Consider the following 24,290-nt stretch of genomic DNA (forward strand, 5'->3'; position numbering starts at 1 on the left):
CGGGGCCATTCGATGGCACAGATGTCCGAGCGGCGGACTCAACCGGTGGCGGCGGCCACCCTTGCGCGCTCGGTCATCGAGGCGATCACTCCGCCGTCGTTGAGGATGTCGGTGCCGGTCAGGTAGCCGGCCTTGTCACTGGCGCAGAAGGCGAGCAGCTCAGCCATCTCCTCGGGCTTGCCCCATCGCGGGACCGCGGCGTTGGTGACCATCGCGCCGGCGCCCGCCTGCTCCTCGAGCCGGCCCATCTCGGTGTCGACCGACCCCGGCGAGACCGAGAGGATGCGCAATCCGCGCGCGTTGAATCTCTCCGCCTGCGACTGGCTGTACCACTTCACGAAGCTCTTGCTGACGGCGTAGGCGATGCCGGACCTCGCCTCCTCGGGCACGATGTTGCAGGTCGTCAGCATGGCCTCCATGAAGGCGTCGGCGTCCTGCAGCGCAAGCGGGAATTGGTCCACCGGAACCATTTCCGCCGGGAGCAGGTGGGCCGCCATCGACGCCACGTTGACGATCACGGAGCCCTCGCCGGCCGCCGCGTAGAACGCCTCGTTGACGTTGAGCGTGCCGAGGGCATTCGTCCGCATGACATAGTCGGCGGCGCCCATGCTCGGGCTCACTCCCGCCGTGTGGATGACCGAGGCGAGCGTCCCGAGGTTGCCCGCAGTGCCGAACAGGTCGGCGACCGCCCCCCGGCCGGTGACGTCACAGTCGACGGCCGTGACGGTCATCCCGAGCCCTTCCAGCGTTGCGGCCGCGGCCGTGAGCCGGTCCTGCCGGACATCGCAGAGAACCAGGATGTGGTCGCGGCCGACGATCTTGGCGGTGGCCTGGCCCATGCCACCCGCGCCGCCCGTGATCACTGACACTCGATTCATACGTGGACCGTATACGGCGAGCGTTCGTCGGGGATTACGGGTCCGGCACCGGATGGTGGGGGTGACCGCTGTGGCGGATGGCCTTCCCGTAGAACGGCGCCCGGAGGGTGGCCGGCAGGTCGCGGCGGTATCGGATCAGCGCGACGATGGCGACCGCGGTGTAGACGGCGCAGAGCAGCAGCCGGCCATGCGTCGTGGCTATCGGGAATTGCATGACGAACAGGCCGAGCAGGGTGACCGCGGCGGCGCGGTGGAATCGCAGCGCCAACAGCAGCGCCACCCCCATCATGGTTTGGGTGGCCGTGAGCAACACCTCTTCTACCTGACGCGGGTCAAGCTGCAACGAGAATCCGCCGCCGCCCAGCAGGTGGGCGATCGGCAGCGACCCGATCAGCAGCGTCCACTGGTTGACCTTGGAGGAAATCAGGGTGGCGATGGCCGCCGTGCCCTTGCCCCGCGTGGCGAAGATGATCGCGACGATGAACTCCGGGGCCTCCGAGGCGAGCGGGGCGAGCCACTGAACTAGCAGGAACTTGTCGATGCCCAGCTCGGTGCCCGCGGCGACCAAGTTGTCGGCGAACGGTTTGGCGCACAGCAGAATCACCGCGCCGGACGCCAGGAAGAGGCTGACAACGACGATGCGCCGACGGCGATCGGGTAGCTCGCCCAGGGCGGCGGCGGTCCCGATCAGGTCGGGCTCCTCCACGACCCCGTGGCTGACCTTGTAGAGGTAGAAGCCGAACCATGCCAGCAGCGCCAACCCCAGCCCGAAGTGAATTTCGCCGCTCGCCGGTATCGCGAACGCGATGATGCCGGCGATCAACAGGAATCCGAGTTCGACGCGGTTGGTCGGTTGCAGCGCCAGGCCGGTGGCCTTGCCGGTGCCGGCCTTGCGCGCCACCAGGATGCTGACCAACACGACGACGGGCCAACCGAGACCCATCAGCAGCCGGTTGGACCCGGTCATGTTGGCGGCCGCGTATTGCGTGTAGTCCGGGTTGTGGCCGGACACGTACGCGTAATACAGGTCGACGGCGTACTCGGGCAGCACCGCGATCAGCGCCAGTATCGCCGTCGCCAGCCCACCGGAGACATCGATCTGCGCGGCTTCGGCCGCCCAGGCCAGCAGGAAGCTGGCCGACACCACCGCGGCCCCGAAGATCAGCAGCGCTACGACCGGGTCGGGGTGCAGGCCGCCGAGTCGCGTCACCACCGCCGGGACGACGAATGCCGTGGTGATCAGTGCCGAACGCGCCAGGGTGCGACGCCGCGAGCGTTCTGCCGTCGCGACCGTGGTCGCGGGCCTGTCTGTGGCGAGCATCGTCATCCTTCGATATGGAGGGGTGGCGACCGAGGCGGCCACTCCGGATGGGGCAGCCTTGCCGAACGAGTACCCAAGTTACCCGCGAAGCCCGTCCCCAGCAACGTCGTTGTTCGACGGAGCGCCGCCGCAGCGGGCTATATCTTTGCTGGCTAACCGGCCGCGGCGCGAAAGTTAGGGTGTCCTGATCTCGAAGTTTGGCAAACCTTCTGGCGCGCAAATCGGCCCTAAGCAGTACGACGCGTTGCGAGACGGGGAGGTTCCCGCTACTTGTCCGGGCCCATGGCCGCGGCCGCGGCTTGGGCGAACAGTTCGACGGCTTGGTTGCGGGTTAGCGACGCCAGCATTTGTTCGGCGGCGCGCATCATGTCGCCGACCATCAGGGTCGGCCCGTTTCCGAGGTTCTCGAATGCCTCCGCGATGACGTCGGCCACGGCGGCCGCGCCCGGCGGCACCTCGTCGAGCGAACCGATCTGGCCGCGGCTGTGCTCGAGTTGCCGCAACGCCGGCGTGTCGGTCTTGCCCAGGATGAGGCCGAGGACATCGACGCCCTTGTCGTGCAGCTCGGCCCAGAGCGCCTCGGCGAAGACCATGTCGAACGCCTTCGAGGCGCCGTAGGCGACCATGTTGGCCCCGCCGGCCAGGCCGGCGCCCGACCCGAAGAGCACGATCCCGCCGCGGCCCCGCTCGACCATGGGGGCCGCGAAGTGGTGGCACAGCTGCATCGGCGCCATGCAGTTGCGTTGCACCATCGCCTCGGCGGCTTCGACCGGATTGGCGAGGAACGGCTCGAAGTTCGGGTCGGCGCCCGCGCAGTACACCAGGAGGCCGACCTCCAGGTCGCCGGTCGCCGCGGCGATCGCCGCCGCCGCGCCCGGTTCGACGAGATCGATGGCGAGGGTCCGCGTGGACGCCGCCGTTTCCCGCTCGATCTGGGCCGCGACTTCGTCGAGGACGGCCTGCCGGCGGGCGATCAGCACCACGTTGATGCCACGCTCGGCGAGCCCGCGGGCGAACGCCGCGCCCACCCCGTCCGATGCGCCGGCCACCAGCGCCCACGGCCCGTACCTGGTTGCGAACGTCATCAAGGGCTCCCCACTGTCGTCAGGCGCACCTGGGTATAGCGCCGGCGGGCGATGCGCCAGCCGTCGGGGGTGCGCACGATCTCGTCGTCGTAGAAACCGATCGCATTGACGCCGGAGTTGTTGTCGGCGGCCATGATCAGCCCGTCGATGTAGGTCCGCGCCGTGGCCCGGTCGCCGTCGACGGTGATGGCCTGGTTGGTCAAGCGGTGCAGCGTGTGCCCGGCCAGGGCGTGCACCCGCTCCATGAAATCCGCGACGGCGTCGACTCCGGTCCACGACCCGATCTCGCCGTAGTCGAGCTCGCAATTCGCGGTGAACACACTGCGAAACAGCGGCCAGTCGCGCCGGTCTATTCCGGTGGCGTAGCGCACGAGCAACTCGGAGATGTCCTGACGGTCATCACGTTCGGTCATGGCAGGTCTCCGTTCGGATGGACGACGATCCGCGGCGGACCGCCCGACCGGCGGGCGAGCTCGAGAGCGTCGGGCACTTCGTCGAGGCCGATGACCTTGCCCACGCTCGGGAGCGGGTCCAGCCTTCGCGCCGCGATGGCGTCGAGCGTGCCATACCAGTCCTGCGGGTGTGGGCCGCCGCCGAACTGGATGGTGACGCCTTGGCGAGTCGCAGTGGTGATGTCGAGCGTGTCACCGGTGTACCAACCGCCCGCGCAGTAGAGGCGGGTTCCCATCTCGGCGGATTCGACGATCTTCTGGATCAGCCCGCTCGCGCCGACGCACTCGAAAACGACTGCCGGGCCGGGCAATCCACGCTGGGCACGCACCTCGTTGAATGCATCGAACGGCGACTTCTCACTCGCGTCCACCACGACGTGGGCGCCGAAGCGCTCCCGGGCCAGTTCGCGGCGGTCGGACTTGTAGTCCGCCACGAGAATCGGCTCGATCCCGCGGCTGGCCAGCGCGGCTACGGCCGACAGGCCGATCGCACCCGCGCCGATCACGATGGCGACCTCACCCGGTTGCATCCGCGCCGACCGAACGTAGAACTCGCCGACGGCGAACGCGTCGGTCAGTGCGACGGCGTCACTGGCAACGTCGCCGGGGACAGGCTTGGCCGCCACCTCCGAAACCACCAGTAGCTCAGCGAAACTGCCCTGCGCTTCCGGATGCTGGCCGATGATCCGCATGCCGCCGGCGCCACCGTCGACGAGCCGCACCGGCATGGCCGTCACGCGCGCACCCACCGCGAACTGATCCGTGCAGCCGGGTCCGTGGCCGACGACCTCGCCGACGAACTCGTGCCCGAGCACGATGTCGCGGTCGGTGTCGTAGAGCGAGCGACCGGTCGGATCGTCGACGGCGAGTTCCGGATGGTCCATGAAATGCACGTCGGACGCGCAGATGGCGGTGCTCAGCGTGCGCAGCAACATCTCGCCCGGTCCGGGTTCGGGGTCCGTCGTCTCGCGGACCTGGAGCCGGCCGCCCCTCAGCACCACAGCGCGCAATGCGTTACTTTCTCGAATAACCGATATATGATCTCGAAAATATTCGTCTCACTCTAAATCGTGTGGCAGAGGAGTCAAGCCATTCGCGGATCGACGTCTGCGCCGACCGCCCGGGTGCTCGACGTTGTCGAGCTCCTGGCCCGGTCCGGGAATGCGCGGCTGCGGTTCTCCGACATCGTGCGCGAGCTCGGGCTCACCCAGGCGACCGCACACGCGATTCTCAAGACGCTGTGCGACCGGGGATGGGCCAGCCGCGATCCGGTCGCCAAGACGTTCACCCTCGGCCCGGCGTTGGCCGTCGTGGCGGCGCGGACGGACACCGCCCGGCCGCTCGCGCACGCGGCCCGTGCCGCGGCACTGCGGTTGTCCCGTGACGTCGGCTACGCCTGCTCCGTGGTCGAGCGTTTCGGAGATTCGTTGGTGGTCACCGCTTTTGAGGGCGAGCCCGCCACTCAACCGTCCGGAATTCCGGGCGATCGGATCCCGTATGCCCCGCCCTTCGGGGTCGCGCTCGCCGCGTGGGACGACGAGGAGCAACAACGCGCGTGGATCCGCCGCGGTGCGGGCAACAATCCCGATCGCACCCGGCGGCTCGAACAGGTGCTGGAGCACACGCGCGAGCGCGGCTTCGACGTCGACTGGACGACGCCCGCACTGGCCCAGGCGGTGCAGGTGGTCGGCACGCTGGACAGCGACGAGATGCCCACGCCGGTGCGACACATCTTGGATCAGTTGCTCGTCGAGTTCACCACCATCGGCTTCCTCTCCGACGACAACCCGGGGCGGCGCAAGCAACCCGTGGTGACCATCGCCGCACCGGTTTTCGAGGAAGGACACGTTGCGCTGATGGTGGCCGTCCATCCGCTGTGCCCGCTGTCGGCGCGGCAGATCCGGGTCATCGGCAAACGCCTGACCGACGAAACGATGGCGATCAGCCTGCCCCCGGCGCGACCCGACGCGGTCGATCGCGCCGTCTAGGCTCGGCGTATGGAACTGCGGCAGTTGCGCTACTTCGTGGCCGTCGCAGAGGAGTTGCACTTCGGCCGCGCCGCGCAACGCGTGCACATCTCCGGACCGGCCCTGTCGCAACAGATCATCTCGCTGGAGCGGGAGTTGGGCGCCGACCTGTTCGTGCGGGACCGCCGGAGTGTTCGGCTGACCGAGGCCGGGCGGACCTTCCTTCCGGATGCGCGCCGAATCCTGTCTCTGGCCGACGATGCCAAGCACCGGCTGCGGCAGGCGGCCGCGCGCAGCACGCCGGTGCGCCTGGGTTACGTCAGCTGGCTGCCCGAGGACATCACCACGATGGTCGGGCCAGCGGCGGACGTGCGCCTCGACGAATGGGTGCTGCCCTCGCACACGCAGGCCGACCGCGTGGCCGAGGGCACCCTCGACATCGCGCTGGCATGGGTGACCGCCGGCCAGGTCGAGGAGCGCGGCCTGACGGCGCATCTGCTGCGGACCGAGCCGCTGCACGCGGTCATTCCCGGCATCAGTTCGACGGAACCCGTTGCTGCGCAACGGGTCAGCGTACTCATCGACGCGGACGAGTCGGCGTGGTCGTCGTGGAACCGGTACGCCGAGGAGTTCGCCGGCCACGCCGGCGCCCGCGTCGTCCACATCGATGACGGCGGCATCACCGGCGACGCGTTCTACGCGCACGTGCGCAGGGTCTGCGCGCCCGTGCTCGCTTCGCCCAAACGCCACACCGCGGCGCTCCCGCCCAGCCTGGGTCAGCGTCCCGTCGCCGAACCGGTACCGCTGTGGACGTGGTCGCTGCTGCACCGCCGCGACGACGACCGCGCCAGCGTGCGCGGCGTCGTGGAAGCGCTGCTGGCGGTCGCGCGTACCCGCGATTGGCCGGCCACTCCCGCCGGCCCGTGGTGGGCGCCGGCCGACGACCCCCACCTGCGGTGAGAAGTCCCACCGAGCACTGGTAGGAGAACGGTCCTGGACGCCGGGCCGACGCTGCGGTTCAGTAAAAGTAAGCAGCCCGGAAGGCGAAAAAGCATGGCAGAGAACTACGTTGTGGATGACCTGGCCGGCTTCGTCGTAGGCGCGGAGTGGGCCGATCTGACCGGACGTCCGCGCGCGCTGATGAAACGCAATGTGCTCGACAGCATCGCCTGCGCCGTCGGTTCCCTGGACGGGGAGCTCGTCGCGACGATTCGCGAACACACCGACCAGTTCAGCGGCGTGCCCACCGCGACTCTGGTGGGCGGCGGACGGGCGTCGGTGGACCAGGCCGCTTTCTTCAACGCGGTGCTGGTGCGCTACCCCGACCTGCTGGACACCTATCTGACGGTCGGAGGGCTGTGTCATCCCGCCGATAACTTCGGCGCCGTCCTGGCCGTCGCCGAGCACACGGGCGCCAGCGGGGCGGACTTCCTGCTGGCACTGGCGGTCGCCTACGAGGTGCAGTGCCGTTTCAGCGCCCAGGTGCCGGTCATGGCTCGCGGGCTCAATCACGCGCTGCAGCTGTCGATGTCGGTGGCGGCAGGCACGGCGAAGCTGCTCGGTCTCAGCGTCGAGGAGACCGCCAACGCCATCTCCGCCGCCACGACCGACAACGTGTCGCTGGCGACGGTGCACGCCGAGCCGGTCTCGAACTGGAAGGGCATCTCGCCGGCCATCACCGGCATGCGCGCGGTGTACGCGACCATGCTGGCCGCCCGCGGCGTCACCGGACCCAGGTCGCTGTTCGAGGGTCCACACGGCCTGATGCAACTCTTCGACCAGCCCATCGATCTCGCGAACACCGACCGGCGGCTCACCTGCGTCGAACAGACCTACCTCAAGCAGTACTGCTCCCTCATCCACGGGCAGGTGGTCATCGACGCGGTCTTGGCCCTGCGCGCCGAGAACGACCTGCGCGGCGAGGATGTCGCCAGGGTGACGCTCGAGGTGTTCCAGGGCGCGTACGACTTCGCCGGCGGGGGAGCGTACGGCGCCAAGGACGATCCGCGCACCAAGGAGCAGGCGGACTACAACCTCAAATACCTCAGCGCGGTGGCACTCCTCGACGGCGGGGTGGGCCCCGAACAGCTGGAAACCGAGCGGGTTTCGCGAGCGGACGTGCGGGACCTGTTGACGCGTGTCGACGTCAAACCGGCCGCCGACCTGACCGCCGACTATCCTCGACGCACCGCGGCCCGGGTCCACCTGGTGACCCGCGACGGGCGGGAATTCGACCGCGAGCAAGCCGATTACGAGGGATCCCCGACCCGCCCCATGTCCTGGGAACGCGTGGCGGACAAGTTCGGGTGGCTGGCCGAGCCGTTCTGTGACAGGGCGCTGCGCGCCGACATCGTCGCGGCCGTCGACCACCTCGACGAGATCCCCGTCGCCGAACTCGCGGGCCTCCTGGGCGCGGCGAGCCCCACCGCCCAACGGCCGCGCACCAAGCCCCGGTTCTGAAGGCGCGCCTGCGCGCCCCCTTGCATGGCCCGCCGCCCGCGGTCGATGATCGGCCATGCGCAAAGATCAGGGCGGCAATCGGTGGGAGTTGGTCACCTGTGCGGTCGCGGGCCACACCACCTACGCGCCTGACGAGGAGGACCTGGCCGCGCGGCTGAGCGGCACCACCGGACTGGGCGAGGTCTGGCGCTGCCTGCGCTGCGGTGAATTCACCGTGGGCGATCCGCACGGGCGGGGTCGGGCCGAGGACGCTCCGATGATTATGCGCGGCAAGGCTTTACGCCAGGCCATCATCATCCGGACACTCGCGGTGGAACGCCTGTTCCGGGCGGTGGTGATCGCGCTCGCCGCGTACGCGGTGTGGAAGTTTCGCGGTGCGCGGGGCGCCATCCAGGCCACCCTCGACCGCGACCTGCCGATCTTTCGCGCCGCAGGATTCAAGGTCGATCAAATGACCATCGTGCACGAACTGGAAAAGGCGCTGGCCGCCAAGCCTTCCACCCTGGTTTTGCTGACCTTGATGCTGGCCGCCTACGCGCTGCTGGAGGTCGTCGAAGGCGTCGGCCTGTGGTTGCTCAAACGCTGGGGCGAGTACTTCGCGGTGATAGCCACCTCGGTGTTCTTGCCGCTGGAGATTCACGACCTCGCCAAGGGCATCACGATGACCCGGCTGGTCACCTTCACCATCAACGTGGCCGCCGTGATCTACCTGCTGTTCTCGAAACGCCTGTTCGGCTTGCGCGGCGGCCGCGAGGCCTACGACGAGGAACGACGCGGCGAGCAGCTGCTCGATGTGGAGAAGGCCGCCGCCAAAGCCTGACGTCAGGTCGGCGACTGCCTGGGGTGGATGAAAATGCCTTCCGCTTCGACCGTGACGCCATCCTCATCGGCCAGGTGACCGACGGCGAACGTCTTGACGCCCTCGGTGCGCTCGACATGCGCCTGCACGCGTAGCGGCCGCTCCAGCTCGGTTCGGCGCCGGTAGCGCAGGGTGAGGGTGCCGGTGTAGGCGGGCCGGCCGGGCCGGTGCGCGGTCGCGCCGAGCACATGGTCGAGCACCAGCGCGCAGATGCCGCCGTGAACGTGGCCGGGCGGTCCCTCGTAGGCCGCGCCCAGGGTGAATTCCGACCACACCACGCCGTCCGGCTCGTGGTGGACCACCAACGGCGGTGCCACCGGGTTGCGCACCCCGACCACCGCGTTACCCCACGCGACGGTCTGGCCGTCGGGCAGGTAGTGCACGCCGACGGGCCCCGGCCGCGCCGCCTCGCCCAATTCGGCCGCGGCCACGTCGATCTTGGCCTGGGCCGCCGCCACCGCCGCCGGTTCCGCCTCGGTGCGGATGCTGATGTCGATCAGCCGGCGGATCGACTCGGCCAGCGGCGCGTAGACGGACTCGAGCCGGCTGAGGTCGATGCAGGGCGTTTGGTCATGCATCCCGGCAACCTAACAGGACGGCTACTGGTAAGAACGGAGCGATGGGCACTTATGCGGTCACCGGATCGGCTTCCGGGATGGGCCACGAGACGGCGCAGCGGCTCAAGGCCGACGGGCACACCGTGATCGGCGTCGACATCAAGAACGCCGATATCGTCGCCGACCTGTCGACGCCGCTCGGTCGCACGCAGGCCGCCGACGGCGTGCTGGCGGCCTCGGGCGGCAAGCTCGACGGTGCGGTGCTGGCCGCGGGCCTCGGGCCCAGCCCCGGTCGAGAACGCCTGCGCCAGATCGGGCAGGTCAATTATTTCGGCGTCGTCGAGCCGCTCGTCGCCTGGCAGCCGGCGCTGGCCGCGGCCGAAAGCGCGAAAGTGGTCGTCGTGGGGAGCAACTCGTCGACGACCGTGCCCCTCGTGCCGCGCCGGACGGTGAAGGCGCTGCTCGCCCATGATGCCGAGAAGGCGCTGCGGTCGGTGCGGCCGTTCGGTCCGGCCGCGTCGACGATGATGTATGCGGCGTCGAAGATCGCCGTCAGCCGCTGGGTGCGGCGACACGCGGTGCTGCCGGAATGGGCGGGCTCGGGTGTGCGCGTGAATGCCCTGGCGCCGGGAGCCATCATGACGCCGTTGCTGCAGGAACAGCTTGCGACGCCCCGGCAGGCCAAGGCCGTGCGGTCCTTTCCGGTGCCGCTCGGTGGCTTCGGCCAGGCGGGCCACATGGCCGACTGGATGTGCTTCATGCTGTCGGAGTCCGCCGAATTCCTCTGCGGCAGCGTGATTTTCGTCGATGGTGGCACCGACGCGTATTTCCGGGCCGACGATTGGCCGAAAGCGCCGGCGGCGCACGGGTTGCCGGGCTACCTGCGACGGTTCAGACGTTCGGGAAGTGTGTGACAAACGGCCGGCACTCGAGGCGCTCATCAGCGAACCGCCTTTGAATTCGTCCATGCCCCACACGCACCAGGTGTGACGGACGGCGGACCCTGCGGCGGGTGTGCGTCGCACCACAGTACGGCTTTTCGTGGCGTTCACCCCGGCGCGGCGCATCCGTAAAGCGGCCGCGGTGGAATTCAATGATTCGGCGCACAGGCCGAACAGACGAAGGATCGAATCGTGGCAACACTGCCGTCCTGGATCAGCCAGAGCCCTGCCAACTTCGACATGGTGACACCCATCAAGGCGCGCGCCTGCGACGCGTGGCAGGCGGTGCGCAGAAGCGCGCCGCGCCGGGCCCGCACGAACGTGACGCTCATGCAGAGGGGCATCGAGCGCTGCTGACGGGCGACTACTGGAACCACAACGCCGCGTATCACGGCTGGCTGGTCGAACTCGCCGCGCGCCGCGGCGGCGATGTCCTGGATGTTGGGTGCGGTGAGGGGCTGGTGGCCCAGCGGCTAGCCGCGGTGTCGCGCAGGGTCGTCGGCATCGATGCCGACCCGTCCGCGGTCCGGCGGGCCGGGGATCGACTGAAGACCGCAAGCAACGTGTCGGTGCGGCTCGCCCGCTTCGAAGAGTTTCAGGCGCAACCACATTCGTTCGATCTCATCACATTCGTGGCGAGCCTGCACCACCTGCCACTGCGTGAGACACTACGCAAAGTACGCGGAATGCTCAGGCCGGCAGGAGAACTCGCCGTCGTCGGTCTGTCGGCCAACAAGACCGTCGGCGACTGGGCATGGTCCGCGCTGTGCACACCGGCGGCGCGCGCCGGGTCGTTACTGCACCGGGAGACCCGCGACATCGGCGTGGCCGTCGCCGATCCCCGGGAAAGTTTGCACGAGATCCGCCGGGTAACCGCGGACGTGCTGCCTGGCGCGGTCATTCGGCGAGGCCTGTACTACCGATACCGCCTACTGTGGCGAAATCGCTGAGCCGGTCGCGCGTTCACGTTCGCGGCGGCGGGCCCGGGACGCGCGCAGGTTGGCGGCGTTCCCGCACGTCTTGACGTCGTGCCAGACCCCGCTGTTGTTCTTGGAGCGGTCGTAGAACGTCGACGCGCAGCGGTGGTTATGGCAACGTTTGATCCGCCGCCAGGTACCTGCCTGCTGGCTGAGCAGAATCTCGGCCCACAGCGCCGAGGCGAGCCAGCGCCAGCCGGTGCCGCTGGGCTCCAGCCGCACCTCACCGGCTTCGGTGACTACGAGAGCTGCGGGGACGGCGCTTCGTCCACTGGGTGCCTCGCCGGCCACCAGTGAATCGAGCCTGGCCCTCAAGGCGCGCAGCTTGGCCAGGTCCCCGTCGTCGAACGTGGGCACCGGCACGTCAATGCCGCGGGCGGCCGACCAGGCGTACACCGCGTCCGCTACCCATTCGCCCGCGAGCGCGGCGTCGGCGAGCAGGTCCGGGCCGTACCCCTCGATTCCCCTCGTGTTGACGAAGTCCTGAACCAGGCCCAGACCTCCCGGTGCCGCGGTGATGCCGTACCGCTGTGACGCGGACCATGTAACAGACATAACTAAAAGTTACTTGACTATGTCTCACTCGTCAATTACGTTGACAGAATCAAACGCTTAATACCTACGTCAAGGAGTGCGCATCATGGTCAACATCAAGGGGTCGACGGTCGTGGTCACGGGCGGACAGCGCGGGCTCGGCAAGACCCTCGTGGACGAGTTGTTGCGGCGGGGCGCGGCCAAGGTGTACGCCACGGCGCGGGCACCCAAGCCGAGCGCGGATCCGCGGGTGGTCAGTGTCGAGTTGGACGTCACAAAGCCGGAGTCGGTTGCGGCCCTTGCTGTTTCGGCTCCGGATGCCGAGATAGTGATCAACAACGCGGGTGTGCTCGGTGCGCGGAAGCTGCTCGAGAACGACATCGAGGAAGTGCGCGCGGTGTTCGAGACGAACTACTTCGGGGCGCTGCGCGTCGCAAAGGCGTTCGCGCCGATCCTGGCCGGCAACGGTGGAGGAGCCCTGGTCGACATCGCCTCGATCTTGTCCTGGATGCCCGGCTCGGGTGGGTACGGGGACTCCAAGGCGGCGCTGTGGTCGGCGACTAATTCGTTGCGGATCGAACTGGAGAAGCAGAGCACCCTGGTCGTCGCCGCGCACCTCAGCTTCACGGACACCGAGATGACCTCTGGCTTCGACGCGCCCAAGAACGACCCGCGCGACGTGGCGCGGGCGATCGTCGACGGCATCGAACACGACGACACCGAGGTGTTGGCCGACGACGACAGCCGTTACGTCAAGGCGGCGCTGTCCGGGCCGGTCGAGGCGCTGCCCCGGATGCCGTAAGCATGAAGGTCTGCCCGAAGGCAGATCCCCGTCTTAAGACGGTGGGTCAATCAGGCCCTTGCGGATGGCCTCGCCCAAAAATGGGCTTGCTGCACTTCGGGCAGACCACCGGGTTGACCCGGCATCACCACGGTCGCACGCACCGGCCGGCGCTTCGACGGGCGAAGGTCCCGAATGCATCGGCCGAAGGTCACATTCACACCGTGCCCCGCTGACGGTCCGCGTGTTTGGATAGCGACATGCCCGACATGGAAATCGAAGGCGCCGTGAGCGCCACGCGCGTCATCGCGGCCAACGCCGCGCGAATCTTCGAACTGATCGCCGATCCCGCCCGCCAGCCGAGCTGGGATGGGAACAACAACCTCGCCTCGGCCGCCCCGGGTCAGCGGGTCCGTGCGGTCGGTGACGTGTTCAAGACGACGCTGACGAACGGCGCTGTGCGTGAGAACCACGTCGTGGAATTCGTCGAGGGCAGCAAAATCGCTTGGTGCCCAGCCGAACCCAGGAAGCAGCCGCCCGGCCACCTGTGGCGGTGGGAGCTCAGCCCGGTGAACGCCGAGCTCACCACGGTGACACACACCTACGATTGGACGGCACTGGCCGACCCAACCCGCCTCGAGCGCGCTCGCGCGACGACGCCGGACATGTTGCGCGAATCCATGGACCGGCTTGCCGTGGTCGCGCAGGCCCCCGACTCGGGAGGGTAAGGCGAAAGCGCGCCGGACTCAGCCGTTCTTGCCGCGCACCCACTGAACCGTGCCGAGGCTTTTCACCCGCACGCTGACGAACCCGCGGTCTTCCAGAATGTCGGCGATCTCGTCCTCGTCGAAGACATGCGCCCCCATGTTCGGCAGCCTCTGGAACAGCCGGGCGGCCGGACCGACGGTGGGGACCATGACGGCGAGCCTCCCGCCCGGTCGCAGCACCCGCGCCATCTCGCCGAGGGCCGCCGCCGGATCCGGAACCAGTTGCAAGACGGCCGTCGAGATGACGGCGTCCACCGTGTCGTCGCGCAGCGGAAGTCGTTGCGCGTCGGCCTTGATGAAGCCGACCTGCGGCCCCGCTTCGTTGCGGACCGCGCGGGCGAGCATGGCCTCGGAGATGTCGATCCCCAGGGCCAGCCCGTCCGGACCGGCCGCGCGCGCCAGGGAGGCGGTGACGTTGCCAGGGCCCGAGCCGACGTCCAGCGCGATGCCGCCCGGCGGGATGTTCAACCACTCGAGGGGTGTCTGCCACGCGGCGATCAGCCGCCGCGACAGGGCCTGGGCGTTGTCGTAGAGCATCGACCCGATCGGTGACGCCCACGCGGCCTGGATCGGTCCGGTGTTTTTCGCGACGCGTTCGTCCTCGTCGGATCCGCTGCCGAGCAGGTCGAGATAGCCCTTGCTCACGTCGGGATCCGCCGGCGGATCGGCGAGCAGATCCAGCGCTCGACGCAGCGCGGGAGGCAGCGACACGTGCACATCAGTCATGCATACTCCTTTGACCAAAAACCAAGCTATGCGCCGGAACTCGCCCGGAAAGCCGGGAGCCTGACTCCGCTGGGCCCCGATGGCAGCTTACGCCGAGCCGCGCCTGCTCACCGCCGGACGATCGCGTGCTCGCGCACCAGGGAGTACAGCCGCCAGTGGCCCGGCACGCCCTTCAGTGCGGTCTCGCCGCGGTCGCCGAAGCGGTGTCGCGACCCGGTGACGATGTCGCGCAGCGTCGAGGACACCAGCACTTCGCTGGGGCCGGCGAGTGCCGCCACCCGCGCGCCGATGTGGACGGCCATGCCGGCGACGTCTTTGCCGCGCACCTCCACTTCGCCCGCGTGAATGCCGACCCGCACCTCGATGCCCAGCACGCGGACCGCGTCGACGATGGCGTCGGCGCAGGCGATCGCGGCGCTCGGGCTGCTGAATGTGGCGACGAATCCGTCGCCGGCCGTGTTGACTTCGCGCCCGGCGAATCGCTGCAACTCGTGGCGCACCAGGATGTCGTGATTGTCGAGCAGGTCGCGCCAGCGGTGGTCGCCGAGCAGTGCGGCGCGCTCGGTGGAGCCGACGATGTCGGTGAAGACGATCGTGGTGAGCAGACGCTCGGCGTCGGAGCCGCCGCGCACACCGGTGATGAACTCCTCGATCTCGTCGAGAAGGGGCGCGGTGTCGCCCACCCAGTACAGGGTGTCCCCGCCCGGGCACTCGACGAGCCGTGCCCCGGGAATGTGCTCGGCGAGATACCGCGCGTGCCCGACGGGGCTGAAGCCGGGGTTGTCGCGATGCAGGATCAGGGTCGGCACGGCGACGCGGGGCAGTCGGTCGCGGACGTCGCCTTCCCTGACCTTGTTGATGAACGCGCGGGCCATGCTGGGTGACGCGGCGCGGTTTCCGGCCATGTCCCACCACGCACGAAACGCGTCGTCGCCCGCCGCGGAGGGCGCGATGATGCCGAGCATGTCGAAACCCTGCTCGACGGCGTCCGGCTCCATCCCGACCGTCGTGAAGCGGTCGGCATCGTCGAGGTCACTGCCGATGGGGTAATCGGGACCCCGCAGCGTGCGGGCCGCGCCGTTGGAAATGACGAGGCTGTTCACCCGGTCGGAATGGTCGGCCGCCAGAACGACGCCGGCCAACGACGTGAAACCCGGGGCGAAGACGGTCGCACGCTCGCATCCCACCGCGTTCATGACCGCGATGGCGTCCTGCGCCCAGGACTCCGGGCCGAGCATGTCCAGCGACGGCACCCGCGAGGACAGGCCGATGCCGCGCTGGTCGAACCGGATCACCCGGCAGAACGATGCGAGCCGGCGATGAAAGCGGTACATCGACGGCTCGAGGTCGACGCAGTCGATCGGGATTAACGGGCCCGGCAGCACCAGCAGGTCGATCGGGCCATCGCCGAAGACCTGATAGGCGATGTCGATCTCGCCGCAACTGGCGTACCGGGTCCGCGGAGCCGCAGAACTCCCAGCCACGTATTCAGGCTAGTGCAGGTCACCGACAAGCCGGAACGGGTCAACCCCGGATGATCGGCACCAGATAGCGGGCGGCGTACTCGCGGACGGCCGTGGAATCCGACGTGTCGAGCCGGTCGGTGGGAAACACGATGATGCCCAGGGCGACGCGAAGCAGGATGTCGGCGATGTTGGTCAGGTCGCGGTCGGGGATGTCGGCCCCGCACCGGCGCAGGGTGTGCGCGATCCCGTCGGCGAACTGACCGATGGGGAAGGCATGCGAGCGGGAGAACATCCCCAACAGCTCAGGTTCGCTGTCCGCGATCCGGGAGTACAGCGGGGAATCGTGGACCAGGCGCACCCCGAGCGCGAACGCCTCGATCACGGCCTGCTGCGGGTCGCAGCCCGTCGCGGCCCGGTCCAGTGTGGTGAAGAACGATTCGGCCTCACGCCGCACCACGTGCCCGAACAGGTCGTCCTTGGTGGGGAAGCGCCGGTAGATGGTGCTCCGGCTGACCCCGGCGCGCGCGGCGATGTCCTCGATGTTGGCCCGGCGCACGCCGTAGGTCTCGAAGACGACGCGCGCGGTGTCCAGGATGGTCCGGTCGAGGTCGGTCTTGTCGCCGAGATCGCCGGCAAGGCTGTGGTTCTGCACGGATTACGCCCCTCACGGCAGTCTCGGCACAACAACGCTCGTTTGACACAAAGATACGCATTTGTTTCACTGCTTCACAACGGGGTGTGCGCGCGTGGGGGCGAGGAGATTCGGATGACAGCGCAATGGGCCGGCCAGGATTTCGACACCGGTGTGCGGGAGGCGCTGCCCATGCCGGTCGACGGGCCGGACGACGAAGCCGACGACTTCACGCGGCTGGGTCCCGAGTCGTTGATCTGGAAGTTCTACGGGGACAACCGCACCCAGTTCTTCGGGTTCCAGCGCACCGCCGGGGTCGAGAACTGCATCGAGCAGCTCGCCCAGGGCGTGCTCGACCACTCGGTCGTCTTCAGCGACACGTTGGGGCGGGCCAAGCGGACCGCGCCGCCGCTGATGAAGACCGTCTACTCCGACCAACCGCGCGAGTGGGGCCGCAAGGTCCGGGACTTCCACAAGACGATCAAGGGCACCATCAGTGACGGCTCGAGGTATCACGCGCTGAATCCGGAGCTCTTCTACTGGGCGCACGCCAGCTTCGTCGATCAGGTCATCTACAACACCGACACGTTCATCCGCCGGCTGTCCCGTGCGGAGAAGGAGCAGATCTTCGACGAGGGCAAGGTGTGGTACGGCCTCTACGGGGTCAGCGACCGCGGCCAGCCGCAGACCTACGACGAGTTCCTCGCCTACTGGGACGAGATGCTCGAGCGGTTCGTCCCGCATAAGACCGTCCTGTACGGCACCGGCTACATCAGGAAGGGGATTCCGGGCCCGCGCTGGATCCCCATGCCGATCTGGCGGGTTTTGTCATCGCCGCTCAACGCCTACACCCGCCTGGTCCTGGTCGGGACCATGCCGCCGCAGATGCGCGAAGTCTGCCAGTTGGAGTGGAACACGAAGAAGGAGAAGCGTTTTCAGCGCTTCGCCGCCGCCATGCGCGCGCTCAACCCACTGATCAACCGGCTGCCCGTCGGGGCGATCTACACTCCGTGGGCGGCCAGGGCGTGGCGGCGCTCGGGCGTCGATCCGCGCCGGCTACACAACCGCGCGGCCTGAGGCCGCGCTTAACCCCGCGAAAGTGAACAGCGGGTACACGGCGCCGAAATTCCGTGCGAAGTAAGCCAATACGGCGGCGGGCGCTTGGCGAGCGGTTGAGGATGGGCGAGGATCTCTTGATATGGCCGATATCGACTTCTCGCTGTTGGACGTTCCGAGATCGGAACCGGTCGACGATCCCGAGGCCTATCTGCGCGCGGCGATCGCCTGGCACTTCGGTGAAGACACCGGTTCGGCGTTCTGGTTGCGGACCGCTGCGACGCTGGACTTCGACCCGATGGCCGACGTCAACACGTTCGCCGATCTGAAACTGTTTCCCAACCTCGTCAACGAATTGCGCGGCGTGCCGGTGGAGGACCTCATCCCGCGCGGCTACGGAACGCCGCCGCCGGTGCCCCAGATATTCGAGTCCGGCGGCACCACCGGCGCCCCGAAACGGACTGTGCAGCTGCCGGATTGGGTCGCCCAGGTGGTGCGATGGCAGACCGAGGACTTCGCCACCGGCGGGTTTCGCCGCGGCGAAGGCTTCCTGTGCCTGATGCCCAGCGGACCGCACGGGGTGGGCTATTTCTCGCGGCTGGTCTCCGAGCGGCTCGGCGCGACGTTCCACGCGATCGACATCGATCCCCGCTGGGTGAAGAAGATCGCCGCCCGCGGCGCCGCCTCCGAAGTCGCCGCCTACGTCGACCACGTCGTCGAGCAGGCCGTGTTCGTGCTGGAGACGCAGAACGTCGCGAACCTGCACGCCACCCCGCCGCTGCTCGAGGCCCTGGCCCGGGACGACCGGCTGGTCGACCTGCTGAACGACAAGATCCGCTACCTGTTGCTCAGCGGCGCGCACGTGGACGCCGACACCCTCGACCTGCTCCGCGGCATCTTCCCGGAAACGACGATCACCATGGCCTTCGGCAGCACGATGGTGCTATCCCAAGCGGTCACGCGAACGGCCGACGGCGACGTGTTCGTGTTCGACCCTCGCACACCGTACGTCGTGTTCTGGGTGGTCGATCCCGACACCGGAGAACGGGTGCCCTACGGGCAGACCGGTCAGGTGGTGATGAACCACGTCAGCAAGGGCATGTTCATCCCGAACAACCTGGAGCGCGATCTGGCGGTCCGGCTGCCCGGTCCGGCGGGCGAGCTCAGTGACTCGGTCAGCGAGGTGCGGCCGGTGGCCACGTTCGAGGGCGAGGCCGTCATCGAAGGCGTGTACTGAGCATGACCGACGAACGTGCCGGCACCGCAACCGATTTGGCCGCGATCGATGCGCTCGGCCCCGACGGGGAGTACCGGACCCGCCGTCGGGAGGTCATCTTCAGCACCGCCGTCGCCGCCGTCGCCGAGTTGAGCCTCGTGCCGCCGCTATATGTTTCGCGCACCTTGGCCGCGCAACGCAAGGTGGCGCCGCTGCCGGTCGAGCAGCGCGCGGCGGCGCTGGCGCAGGCCGCCGGCATCTTCGCGGACGGGGTCGTCGCCGGCCTGGACTTCGAGGCGTACGTCCGGCTGGCCAGCCGGATTTCGGGGGTGCCCATCGCGGTGACCCGCGCCGGGGCGCGCAGCGTCGCCGACGCCGTCGGCGGCGCATTCGACGCGGTCGGCCCGGCCCGGCCGGTGGGCGCGGCGCTCGATTGGCGCGACGAACGCGCCCGGCGCGGTGGCGCGGTGTGGGTGCGGCGGGGGGAGGTCTTCGCCGTGCACGCGGCCGGAAACGGCCCGGGCGTGCACGGCCTGTGGCCGCAGGCACTGGCCCTCGGCTACCGGGTTGCGGTGCGCCCGTCCCGCCGCGAGCCGCTGACGGCGCACCGGCTGGTAAACGCCTTGCGGCGGGCGGGTTTCCGCCCGGAGGACGCCGTCTACCTGCCCACCGACCATGCCGGCGCCGACGAGATCATCCGCTCGGCCGACCTCGCCATGGTGTACGGCGGCCAGCAGGTCGTCGACAAGTACGCCGACGACCCGTCGGTCATCGTGAACGGCCCCGGGCGCAGCAAGATCCTCATCACCGCCGACCACGATTGGCGCGATCACGTCGACGTGATCGTCGACTCGATCGCCAACCTCGGGGGCATGGCCTGCGTCAACACCACCGCCGTGCTCTACCAGGGTGACCCCGGCCCGCTGGCGCGTGCGATCGCCCGGCGGCTGGCGGCAATCGAGCCGCTGCCCACCGACGACGAGCGTGCGCTGCTGCCCACCCAGCCCCTCGATCAGGCCCGGGCGCTGGCGGACTACCTGGCGGCCAAAGCCATCGGATCGACGCCGCTGCTGGGCGCCGATCAGGTGGTTGCCGACCTCGGCGACGGCTACGCGGCGCTGCGTCCGGCCGTACACCTGCTGCCCGCGCCCGCCGCGGACACGCTCAACGTCGAGCTGCCCTTTCCCTGCGTGTGGGTATCGCCATGGTCGCCCGGCGCTGGCGTGGAACCGTTGCGGCATTCGTTGGTCGTCACCGCGATGACCGATGACGAGCGCCTGATCGACGACCTGCTCGCCGAACCGACGATCGCCAACGTGTACGCCGGGCCCCACCCGACGTGGCACGCGGCGCCGGGCATCCCGCACGACGGGTTCCTGGCGGACGCCCTGATGCGCAACAAGGGCTTCATCCAGGACAGCGGCTGACGCGCCGACTCAAGGCCGGCCGGCCTCGCCGCGCTCCGGGCGAGGCACCAGGGTGGGTGGAACCAATTGCCCCGGCTGGGGCCAATTGCTGAACGCCTCGGCGTAGCTATGACTCATGACTTCGAGGACGGTGCCCCAGGGGTCAGCCGTGTAGGCGAGCGCCCACGGGCGTCCGGGCACGAATTCATAGGGCGCCGCCAGCATTGTGCCGCCATGGTCGACGACGCGGTCGACATGGCTTGGACATCGGGGTGGGTGATGCACAGATGCCAGATTCCGCGGTCGAACCACGGCTCCCGCTCCTGCGGCCGTCCCGTCTGCCGCGTCGGCGGGTCGATGAATTGGAAGAGCTCGATGCCGACGGAGTTCCCGGTGAGCAGATGCGCCTGCCAGGCGCGGCGGAACCCGCCGCCGAACACCGAGGCTGCCTCCGGATGACCGACGCCCTCGAGCACGCGGGGTCCCATGATGCAGCGAAATCCGAAAACCGCGCCGTACCAGTCGATCGCGGCGTGGATGTCGGGGACCGTCACTCCGACATGGTTGATGGCCAGTGCCGCCGCTTTCTCGGTCGACATTGGCAACCCTTCAGGTTTGGATCGGCGGGCCGGCCGGCGGCGGGCACCAGAACCCGCGCCGGCCGGCGTGTCCGTCGAGCGACGAACTCAACAAAGTGATCGCTCAGCTTCCGAAGCCACCCCTGCCGCTCGCGACCGTCGAAGCTCCAGCGGTCCCCGCGTCGAGGTGGCTGGATGCGAAGGCGACGCCTTTGTCGATCATGGCGCCATCGTCGGCGTAGGTGTTGTGGGCGGAGAAGTTCATGCCGTCGGAGCAGACCGGGTCTTCGGTGGCGCAGACCTTGACGGTCTTGTCCTGATAGGCCGGGCCGATGACGACGGGGGGTTCGCCGAGGAAGTTCATGGCGCGCACGTTGGGCATGCCGAAGAGCACGACCGAGGAGACGTGGCTGGCCACCGAGGGGCCCAGGGGCTTGGGCACGGTGTTGGGGTCGACGCCGTCGGGAACCGAGGGTGAGGTGACAAAGCCCATCACGGCCGCGCCCTGGGAGTAGCCGCCGAGCACCATTCTGGTGTTGGGGCAGTCGTGGGCCATCGAATTGATATGGCCCGCGGCGTCTCTGATGCCGTCGACGCCGGTGTCCCATTGGTCGCTGGCGGGGTAGTTGACCGGGTAGACGTCGAAGGACTTGGCGCCGACGCGCGAGTGCAGGGCGTCGACGAACGCTTGTCCGGTGGGGCCGACGCCGGGGGCTTCACCGGTGCCGCGGGCGAACACCACCTGCACGTCCGGACACTGGGCGGCGGCGGAGGGGAGGGCAGAGCCGGTGATGGCCGACGCGCCGAGGCCGGACGCGGCAACTACTGCTGGACCTACAAAACGGGCTATTTGACGTGCGATCATGCCGCAATTGTGCCCAATCGACCCCTCGCCTAAACAGGTGAAAGCATGGAAATTACTGCGAATTCACACAACCCCGGTTTCCTTGCGGTTTGCGGGCTGAGATCGCTTGCGCGGGCGCCCCATCCGGCGCCGCGGCGGCCGGTGATCCGGCGCCGGTCCCGCCCGGAGCGACAACGCCGGGGCGGGGCGCGGGCCCGGATCGCGATGTGGTCTGCTAACTGTGACGAGTCGGGCGCACGGTGAAGCCATCCGCCGCCGCTCGACACGCGGCCCGAGTGAATGCGGCGGCAAAGTTGAACGTGATAGTGCAGGCCCTCAATAAGGTCACGGACCACGTGGCCAATCCGGCCCGAGTGTCGGATGCCGACAAGCTGCGCCGCGCCGTCGCCGGCAAGACCGCGCTGGTCACCGGTGCCTCATACGGCATCGGCGAGGCGACCGCGCGCAGGCTGGCCGCCGCGGGGGCCACCGCGCTGGTGGTCGCCCGGTCCGAGGAACGGCTCGACGACCTGGCGGCGTCGATCAACGCCGCCGGCGGTCGCGCGATCGCATACCCGACCGACCTCACCGACGAGGCCGCCGTCAGCGCGCTGACGAAGGAGATCACCGAGCAGCACGGCGCGATCGACATCCTGGTGAGCAACGCCGGCAAGTCGTTGCGCCGCTCGCTGCATCACCAATACGACCGGCCGCACGATTTTCAGCGCACCATCGACATCAACTATCTCGGGCCCATCCGGCTGCTGCTGGGACTCCTGCCGGCCATGCGCGAAAGCGGGCGCGGGCACATTGTGAACGTCTCCAGTGTCGGCGTGCGCGTCGTGCCGGGGCCGCAGTGGGGCGCCTACCAGGCGTCGAAGGGGGCTTTCGACCGGTGGCTGCGCAGCGTTGCCCCGGAACTGCACGCCGACGGTGTGGAGGTCACCTCCGTCTACTTCGCCCTGGTCCGGACCCGGATGATCGAACCAACGCCCATCCTGGGCCGGCTCCCCGGGTTGTCGGCCGACGAGGCCGCCGACGCGATCGCCAAAGCGATCATCGAGCGGCCCCGCAGCAACGAGCCGCCGTGGGTGTTGCCGGCCGAGTTGGCCTCGGTGCTGTTGGCCGGGCCGGCCGAACGCGCGGCCCGGCTGTGGTACCGGCGGTTCTTCTCGGATTCCAGCAACGGCGAGGCCCGGCGATGAGCCACCAGGGCGTGGTCGGCACCGCGGCCCGGGCGCTGGTGCGGTCGCGACTGCTAGCTCCGCCGTCGCCGCTGGCAGCCCTGCGGCTGATCCGGGCGGCGCGCCGGGGCGGCACCAACCCGTACACCCTGCTGGCGGTGACCGCGATTCGATGGCCCAACCGGGCCGCGATCGTCGACGACGACGGCGTCTGGGATTACCGGCAGCTGCAGTCGGCGACCGAATCGCTGGCACGCAGGTTGTCGCGGGAGGGGGTCGGACCCGGCGACGCGGTGGGCATCATGTGCCGCAACGGCCGCGGTTTCATCGCCGGCGTCTTCGGCGCCGCGCTGGTGGGCGCCGACGTGGTCCTCGTCAATACGGACTTTCGCAGCGACGCCCTGGCCTCCGCGATGAGCGGTCACCGGATCACCACGATGGTCGCCGACGCCGAATTCGGCGAGCGTGCCCTGGCCGCCGACGGATCGGTCGTCGTGATCGACCCGGCGACGATCACCGCTCAGGAGGGTGAGCCGCGGCCCGACGTGGCCACGCCGGGCCGGATCATTCTGCTGACGTCGGGCACCACCGGCACGCCCAAAGGGGTGCCGCGCTCACCGCAGCTGCGTTCCGCGGTGGGCGTTTGGGTGACGATCCTCGATCGCACCGGCCTGCGCACCGGGTCGCGAATCTCGGTGGTGATGCCCATGTTTCACGGGCTGGGGCTGGGCATGCTGATGCTCACCGTGGCCCTGGGCGGCACGGTGCTCACCCACCGCCACTTCGACGCTGAAGCCGCGCTCGCGCAGGCGTCGCTGCATCGCGCCGACGCGTTCACCGCGGTGCCGGTGGTGCTCGCGCGCATCCTCGCGTTGCCCGAGCGGGTGCGCGCCCGCAACCCCGTGCCCTACCTGCGGGTCGTGATGTCGAGTGGGGACCGGCTCGATCCCACCCTGGGGCAGCGGTTCATGGACGCCTACGGCGACATCCTCTACAACGGCTACGGCTCCACCGAGGTCGGCATCGGCGCGCTGGCCACCCCCGCGGAGCTGCGCGAAGCGCCCGAGACCGTCGGGAAGCCGGTCGCCGGCTGCCCGGTGCGCATCCTCGACAAGAACGGCAAGCCGGTCGGTGCGCGCGTCACCGGCCGCATCTTCGTGGGCGGCGAGCTGGCCAGCGAGGGGTATACCGGCGGTGGCGACAAGCCCGGCGCTAAGGCCGTCGTCGACGGCATGACCAGCACCGGCGACATGGGCTACCTCGACAACGCGGGCCGCCTGTACATCGTCGGCCGCGAAGACGACATGATCATCTCCGGCGGGGAGAACGTTTATCCGCGCGCGGTCGAAAACGCCCTCGCCCAGCATCCGGCGATCGCCGACAACGCGGTCATCGGTGTTCCCGACGAGAAGTTCGGTCATCGACTGGCCGCGTTCGTGGTCCTGCACCCGGACAGTGACACCGATGAGGCGGCGTTGCGGGAGTACCTCAAGGGCAAAGTCTCGCGATTCGAGCAGCCCCGAGATATCAACGTGGTCACCAGCATCCCGCGCAATCCGGCGGGCAAGGTCGTGCGCAGGGAGCTGTCCGGCTAGGCGCGCGGC

General features: G+C 68.9%; 25 protein-coding genes. 13 read left to right on the top strand and 12 right to left on the bottom strand.

What is annotated here, in order from left to right:
* Positions 1-38 precede the first annotated feature (38 nt).
* The 5 genes from A5758_RS06640 to A5758_RS06660 all read right to left on the bottom strand — a co-directional run bounded on the left by A5758_RS06640 (position 39) and on the right by A5758_RS06660 (position 4,737).
* The gene (locus tag A5758_RS06640) at positions 39-878 is read right to left on the bottom strand and encodes an SDR family oxidoreductase (protein ID WP_082939606.1); all 840 of its coding nucleotides are present in this window, start codon (positions 876-878) and stop codon (positions 39-41) included.
* A 34-nt stretch (positions 879-912) separates the two neighbouring features.
* A complete protein-coding gene (locus A5758_RS06645) occupies positions 913-2,205 on the bottom strand; it encodes a sodium:proton exchanger (protein ID WP_067737983.1) in 1,293 nt (430 codons plus the stop codon).
* A 260-nt stretch (positions 2,206-2,465) separates the two neighbouring features.
* Positions 2,466-3,284 carry an SDR family NAD(P)-dependent oxidoreductase gene (locus A5758_RS06650; RefSeq protein WP_067737986.1) on the bottom strand — a complete coding sequence of 273 codons (819 nt, stop codon included), beginning with the start codon at positions 3,282-3,284 and terminating at the stop codon, positions 2,466-2,468.
* Positions 3,284-3,697, bottom strand: a complete 414-nt coding sequence (locus A5758_RS06655) for a nuclear transport factor 2 family protein (protein ID WP_067210398.1) — start codon at positions 3,695-3,697, stop codon at positions 3,284-3,286. The genes A5758_RS06650 and A5758_RS06655 overlap by 1 nt, the downstream gene beginning before the upstream one ends.
* Entirely contained in the window at positions 3,694-4,737 is a 1,044-nt protein-coding gene (locus A5758_RS06660) for a zinc-binding dehydrogenase (protein ID WP_067737989.1), read from the bottom strand. Before A5758_RS06660 ends, A5758_RS06655 begins: the two co-directional genes overlap by 4 nt.
* A 123-nt stretch (positions 4,738-4,860) precedes the next feature.
* On the opposite strand from A5758_RS06660, the gene A5758_RS06665 reads away from it, so the two are divergent.
* From A5758_RS06665 to A5758_RS06680, 4 genes are all read left to right on the top strand, one after another.
* Positions 4,861-5,724 carry a helix-turn-helix domain-containing protein gene (locus tag A5758_RS06665; RefSeq protein ID WP_067737992.1) on the top strand — a complete coding sequence of 288 codons (864 nt, stop codon included), beginning with the start codon at positions 4,861-4,863 and terminating at the stop codon, positions 5,722-5,724.
* 9 nt (positions 5,725-5,733) lie between these two features.
* Positions 5,734-6,663 carry a LysR family transcriptional regulator gene (locus A5758_RS06670; protein ID WP_067737995.1) on the top strand — a complete coding sequence of 310 codons (930 nt, stop codon included), beginning with the start codon at positions 5,734-5,736 and terminating at the stop codon, positions 6,661-6,663.
* 111 nt (positions 6,664-6,774) lie between these two features.
* A complete protein-coding gene (locus A5758_RS06675) occupies positions 6,775-8,163 on the top strand; it encodes an MmgE/PrpD family protein (RefSeq protein WP_082939615.1) in 1,389 nt (462 codons plus the stop codon).
* Positions 8,164-8,218: 55 nt separating this feature from the next.
* Positions 8,219-8,983: a DUF2127 domain-containing protein gene (locus tag A5758_RS06680; RefSeq protein ID WP_067210419.1), complete on the top strand. Its 765-nt coding sequence runs from the start codon at positions 8,219-8,221 to the stop codon at positions 8,981-8,983.
* A 2-nt stretch (positions 8,984-8,985) separates the two neighbouring features.
* On the opposite strand, the gene A5758_RS06685 is transcribed toward A5758_RS06680, so the two are convergent.
* Entirely contained in the window at positions 8,986-9,600 is a 615-nt protein-coding gene (locus A5758_RS06685; RefSeq protein WP_067738001.1) for a PaaI family thioesterase, read from the bottom strand.
* A gap of 41 nt (positions 9,601-9,641) precedes the next feature.
* Here A5758_RS06685 and A5758_RS06690 point away from each other — a divergent pair, with 41 nt between their 5' ends.
* On the top strand, positions 9,642-10,493 hold the full coding sequence (locus A5758_RS06690) for an SDR family oxidoreductase (protein ID WP_067738004.1): 852 nt from the start codon (positions 9,642-9,644) through the stop codon (positions 10,491-10,493).
* A 380-nt stretch (positions 10,494-10,873) separates the two neighbouring features.
* Positions 10,874-11,470, top strand: coding sequence for a class I SAM-dependent methyltransferase (locus A5758_RS06695; RefSeq protein WP_369816402.1), 597 nt, complete (start codon positions 10,874-10,876; stop codon positions 11,468-11,470).
* Here A5758_RS06695 and A5758_RS06700 read toward each other — a convergent pair.
* Positions 11,450-12,052 (bottom strand): CGNR zinc finger domain-containing protein, encoded by a 603-nt coding sequence (locus A5758_RS06700; RefSeq protein ID WP_231987242.1) that lies wholly within the window; start codon positions 12,050-12,052, stop codon positions 11,450-11,452. The genes A5758_RS06695 and A5758_RS06700 overlap by 21 nt on opposite strands.
* Before the next feature lie 85 nt (positions 12,053-12,137).
* Between A5758_RS06700 and A5758_RS06705 the strand changes: the two genes are divergently transcribed.
* Together A5758_RS06705 and A5758_RS06710 are read left to right on the top strand one after the other, a co-directional pair.
* Positions 12,138-12,833, top strand: coding sequence for an SDR family oxidoreductase (locus tag A5758_RS06705; protein ID WP_067738367.1), 696 nt, complete (start codon positions 12,138-12,140; stop codon positions 12,831-12,833).
* 239 nt (positions 12,834-13,072) lie between these two features.
* Positions 13,073-13,540, top strand: a complete 468-nt coding sequence (locus A5758_RS06710) for an SRPBCC family protein (RefSeq protein ID WP_067738008.1) — start codon at positions 13,073-13,075, stop codon at positions 13,538-13,540.
* Between the two features lie 18 nt (positions 13,541-13,558).
* Here the strand turns inward: A5758_RS06710 and A5758_RS06715 are convergent, their stop codons facing one another.
* The 3 genes from A5758_RS06715 to A5758_RS06725 all read right to left on the bottom strand — a co-directional run bounded on the left by A5758_RS06715 (position 13,559) and on the right by A5758_RS06725 (position 16,423).
* Positions 13,559-14,305: a methyltransferase domain-containing protein gene (locus A5758_RS06715; protein WP_067738010.1), complete on the bottom strand. Its 747-nt coding sequence runs from the start codon at positions 14,303-14,305 to the stop codon at positions 13,559-13,561.
* Positions 14,306-14,412: 107 nt separating this feature from the next.
* Positions 14,413-15,789 carry an adenylate/guanylate cyclase domain-containing protein gene (locus A5758_RS06720; RefSeq protein WP_067738013.1) on the bottom strand — a complete coding sequence of 459 codons (1,377 nt, stop codon included), beginning with the start codon at positions 15,787-15,789 and terminating at the stop codon, positions 14,413-14,415.
* A gap of 40 nt (positions 15,790-15,829) precedes the next feature.
* Positions 15,830-16,423: a TetR/AcrR family transcriptional regulator gene (locus tag A5758_RS06725; RefSeq protein ID WP_067738016.1), complete on the bottom strand. Its 594-nt coding sequence runs from the start codon at positions 16,421-16,423 to the stop codon at positions 15,830-15,832.
* A gap of 114 nt (positions 16,424-16,537) precedes the next feature.
* On the opposite strand from A5758_RS06725, the gene A5758_RS06730 reads away from it, so the two are divergent.
* The 3 genes from A5758_RS06730 to A5758_RS06740 all read left to right on the top strand — a co-directional run bounded on the left by A5758_RS06730 (position 16,538) and on the right by A5758_RS06740 (position 20,101).
* The gene (locus A5758_RS06730; RefSeq protein WP_067738370.1) at positions 16,538-17,479 is read left to right on the top strand and encodes an oxygenase MpaB family protein; all 942 of its coding nucleotides are present in this window, start codon (positions 16,538-16,540) and stop codon (positions 17,477-17,479) included.
* Between the two features lie 121 nt (positions 17,480-17,600).
* Positions 17,601-18,695 carry an AMP-binding protein gene (locus tag A5758_RS06735; RefSeq protein ID WP_067738019.1) on the top strand — a complete coding sequence of 365 codons (1,095 nt, stop codon included), beginning with the start codon at positions 17,601-17,603 and terminating at the stop codon, positions 18,693-18,695.
* Positions 18,696-18,730: 35 nt separating this feature from the next.
* Positions 18,731-20,101, top strand: coding sequence for an aldehyde dehydrogenase family protein (locus tag A5758_RS06740; RefSeq protein ID WP_067738373.1), 1,371 nt, complete (start codon positions 18,731-18,733; stop codon positions 20,099-20,101).
* Positions 20,102-20,214: 113 nt separating this feature from the next.
* On the opposite strand, the gene A5758_RS06745 is transcribed toward A5758_RS06740, so the two are convergent.
* Positions 20,215-20,679 (bottom strand): VOC family protein, encoded by a 465-nt coding sequence (locus A5758_RS06745; protein WP_231987243.1) that lies wholly within the window; start codon positions 20,677-20,679, stop codon positions 20,215-20,217.
* A gap of 103 nt (positions 20,680-20,782) precedes the next feature.
* Positions 20,783-21,523 carry a cutinase family protein gene (locus A5758_RS06750; RefSeq protein ID WP_067738022.1) on the bottom strand — a complete coding sequence of 247 codons (741 nt, stop codon included), beginning with the start codon at positions 21,521-21,523 and terminating at the stop codon, positions 20,783-20,785.
* A gap of 293 nt (positions 21,524-21,816) precedes the next feature.
* Between A5758_RS06750 and A5758_RS06755 the strand changes: the two genes are divergently transcribed.
* Positions 21,817-22,707: an SDR family NAD(P)-dependent oxidoreductase gene (locus A5758_RS06755; protein ID WP_067738377.1), complete on the top strand. Its 891-nt coding sequence runs from the start codon at positions 21,817-21,819 to the stop codon at positions 22,705-22,707.
* Complete coding sequence (locus A5758_RS06760) at positions 22,704-24,281, top strand: AMP-binding protein (protein ID WP_067738025.1); 1,578 nt, start codon at positions 22,704-22,706, stop codon at positions 24,279-24,281. The genes A5758_RS06755 and A5758_RS06760 overlap by 4 nt, the downstream gene beginning before the upstream one ends.
* Positions 24,282-24,290: the final 9 nt, after the last annotated feature.

The organism is Mycobacterium sp. 852014-50255_SCH5639931 (genome assembly GCF_001665605.1).
GTDB lineage: Bacteria > Actinomycetota > Actinomycetes > Mycobacteriales > Mycobacteriaceae > Mycobacterium > Mycobacterium paraffinicum.

Bases quoted from the DNA above. Each gene is read 5' to 3' on its own strand.
- A5758_RS06750 (WP_067738022.1), bottom strand. From the start codon at position 21,523: ATGATCGCACGTCAAATAGCCCGTTTTGTAGGTCCAGCAGTAGTTGCC.
- A5758_RS06655 (WP_067210398.1), bottom strand. From the start codon at position 3,697: ATGACCGAACGTGATGACCGTCAGGACATCTCCGAGTTGCTCGTGCGC.
- A5758_RS06710 (WP_067738008.1), top strand. From the start codon at position 13,073: ATGCCCGACATGGAAATCGAAGGCGCCGTGAGCGCCACGCGCGTCATC.
- A5758_RS06700 (WP_231987242.1), bottom strand. From the start codon at position 12,052: ATGTCTGTTACATGGTCCGCGTCACAGCGGTACGGCATCACCGCGGCA.
- A5758_RS06705 (WP_067738367.1), top strand. From the start codon at position 12,138: ATGGTCAACATCAAGGGGTCGACGGTCGTGGTCACGGGCGGACAGCGC.
- A5758_RS06645 (WP_067737983.1), bottom strand. From the start codon at position 2,205: ATGACGATGCTCGCCACAGACAGGCCCGCGACCACGGTCGCGACGGCA.
- A5758_RS06640 (WP_082939606.1), bottom strand. From the start codon at position 878: ATGAATCGAGTGTCAGTGATCACGGGCGGCGCGGGTGGCATGGGCCAG.
- A5758_RS06685 (WP_067738001.1), bottom strand. From the start codon at position 9,600: ATGCATGACCAAACGCCCTGCATCGACCTCAGCCGGCTCGAGTCCGTC.
- A5758_RS06690 (WP_067738004.1), top strand. From the start codon at position 9,642: ATGGGCACTTATGCGGTCACCGGATCGGCTTCCGGGATGGGCCACGAG.
- A5758_RS06650 (WP_067737986.1), bottom strand. From the start codon at position 3,284: ATGACGTTCGCAACCAGGTACGGGCCGTGGGCGCTGGTGGCCGGCGCA.
- A5758_RS06745 (WP_231987243.1), bottom strand. From the start codon at position 20,679: ATGTCGACCGAGAAAGCGGCGGCACTGGCCATCAACCATGTCGGAGTG.
- A5758_RS06670 (WP_067737995.1), top strand. From the start codon at position 5,734: ATGGAACTGCGGCAGTTGCGCTACTTCGTGGCCGTCGCAGAGGAGTTG.
- A5758_RS06760 (WP_067738025.1), top strand. From the start codon at position 22,704: ATGAGCCACCAGGGCGTGGTCGGCACCGCGGCCCGGGCGCTGGTGCGG.
- A5758_RS06680 (WP_067210419.1), top strand. From the start codon at position 8,219: ATGCGCAAAGATCAGGGCGGCAATCGGTGGGAGTTGGTCACCTGTGCG.
- A5758_RS06735 (WP_067738019.1), top strand. From the start codon at position 17,601: ATGGCCGATATCGACTTCTCGCTGTTGGACGTTCCGAGATCGGAACCG.
- A5758_RS06730 (WP_067738370.1), top strand. From the start codon at position 16,538: ATGACAGCGCAATGGGCCGGCCAGGATTTCGACACCGGTGTGCGGGAG.
- A5758_RS06715 (WP_067738010.1), bottom strand. From the start codon at position 14,305: ATGACTGATGTGCACGTGTCGCTGCCTCCCGCGCTGCGTCGAGCGCTG.